Below are 1,571 nucleotides of genomic sequence, written 5' to 3'. Positions count from 1 at the left end.
AACGCCACGGCCGGCGGCAGCCCCTCAATGGCCATCACCTCGGGCACGGCCATCTGGTGGAACAGCCGCCGCGCGTAGGGCGACACCGACTCGAGGTAGCGGCGCTGGGCCTCGGCGTAGAGCGTGCCAAACGCCAGGCTGCTCTTGCCCGAGCCCGACACGCCCGTGAACACCACCAGCGCATCGCGCGGAATGTCGACGTCGACGTTTTTGAGGTTGTGCTCGCGGGCGCCGCGCACGCGCACGAAACCGGGGAAATCAGCAGGGGAGAAATTAGACATAACGGGCAGCCGGGAAACGTTCAGCCAGTGCATACGCAGGCGGCGGCCCGGCATCCGAAAAAAATCGGGTTGGGCGTTGGCAGCCAGAAGCGTTACTTTGGGAACGCCTTGAATTTCCGTCTGATGAAGTCTACCCGTTTTTGGTGGTGCTGCTGTTGTCGCTGCTGGCCGCTCTACGAAAGCGTCATCAGCGTGGAAATTGGGCAGGCGAAGCGCTAGCCGTCAGCCTGCTCGGATTGCGGCACCTCGTCACCCACCAACACCAAGCTCGCCGAGTTGATGCAGTACCGCAGCCCGGCCGGCTCCGGCCCATCGGCAAACACGTGGCCCAGGTGCCCGTTGCACGCGTTGCAGCGCGCCTCGATGCGCTCCATATTAAAGCTGGTATCAAAGAAATACGCCACTGCCCCGCGCGCCGCCGGCTGCCGGAAGCTGGGCCAACCCGAAATGGCGTGGTACTTCTCGTCGGCCTCGAACAGCACCGTGCCGCAGCCGGCGCAGGCGTAGCGGCCCGGTGCGTAGCTGCGGCAGTAGGCGTTGCGGTAGGGCGGCTCGGTGGCGTGCTGGCGCAGCACGGCGAACCGCTCGGGCGACAGCCGCGCGGCCCATTCCGCTGCCGAAAGCTCTAAGTGCCGGGGTGGCTCGGGGTTGCCGTATTTGGCGTAGGTGAGGACGTCTTTCCAGCGCAGCATAAACGGGAGTTGATGGGCTGCTACTGCACCACCAGACGCTGGGTGCCGCGGTGGGTGGCGGTGGTGCCCTGCACCGAATACACCCCGGGGGCAATGCCGGCGAGGGAGAGCAGTACGGTTCCATCAGTGGCCGGCCGCTGCGCGGGCCAGGACTTCACTAGCCGGCCCAGGGCATCGTATAGCTCGAAGCGGGCTGCCCCACCTTCGGCGGGCAGGACAATGGCCACCTGCTGCTGCGCCGGGTTGGGGCCCAGCGAAAAGGCCAGCGCGGGCCGGGCCGCCGCAGTGGCCGTGATAATGGGCGGCTGGTTGAAGAAAATATCCAGGCCGTGCTGCATGGCCGGATTAAAAGTCGAGTGGCCCGTGTAAATGTCCAGCGAGCCGTCGCCGTTCAAATCGGCAGCTTCGGCAAAATTGAACGGCTCAAAGCCGATGAGAATGGCCGAGGCCGCCGCAAATTGGGCATTGCCGTTGTTGAGCAGGGTTTGGGTGATGCCCCGGTCGTTGGTCACCAGCAGGTCGAGGTCGCCGTCGCCGTCGAGGTCGCCGGAGCTCACGTGCCGGGTGCGGCTGAGGGCCGCCACGGCCTGCATCGGCT

General features: G+C 65.8%; 2 protein-coding genes and 1 pseudogene. All 3 read right to left on the bottom strand.

What is annotated here, in order from left to right; genetic code table 11:
- A pseudogene (locus ACYVDE_RS22290) lies at nt 1-281 on the bottom strand (excinuclease ABC subunit A); the annotation flags it as partial.
- A gap of 215 nt (nt 282-496) precedes the next feature.
- Nucleotides 497-973 carry a peptide-methionine (R)-S-oxide reductase gene (msrB, locus tag ACYVDE_RS22285; RefSeq protein ID WP_460503731.1) on the bottom strand — a complete coding sequence of 159 codons (477 nt, stop codon included), beginning with the start codon at nt 971-973 and terminating at the stop codon, nt 497-499.
- A gap of 20 nt (nt 974-993) precedes the next feature.
- On the bottom strand, nt 994-1,571 hold a 578-nt coding region (locus ACYVDE_RS22280), incomplete at its 5' end, for a T9SS type A sorting domain-containing protein (protein WP_460503730.1).

The sequence above is a fragment of the Hymenobacter agri genome (assembly GCF_054778495.1).
The sequence above is the reverse complement of the archived record's forward strand: the minus strand, read 5'-3'. Positions and strand labels throughout refer to the sequence as shown.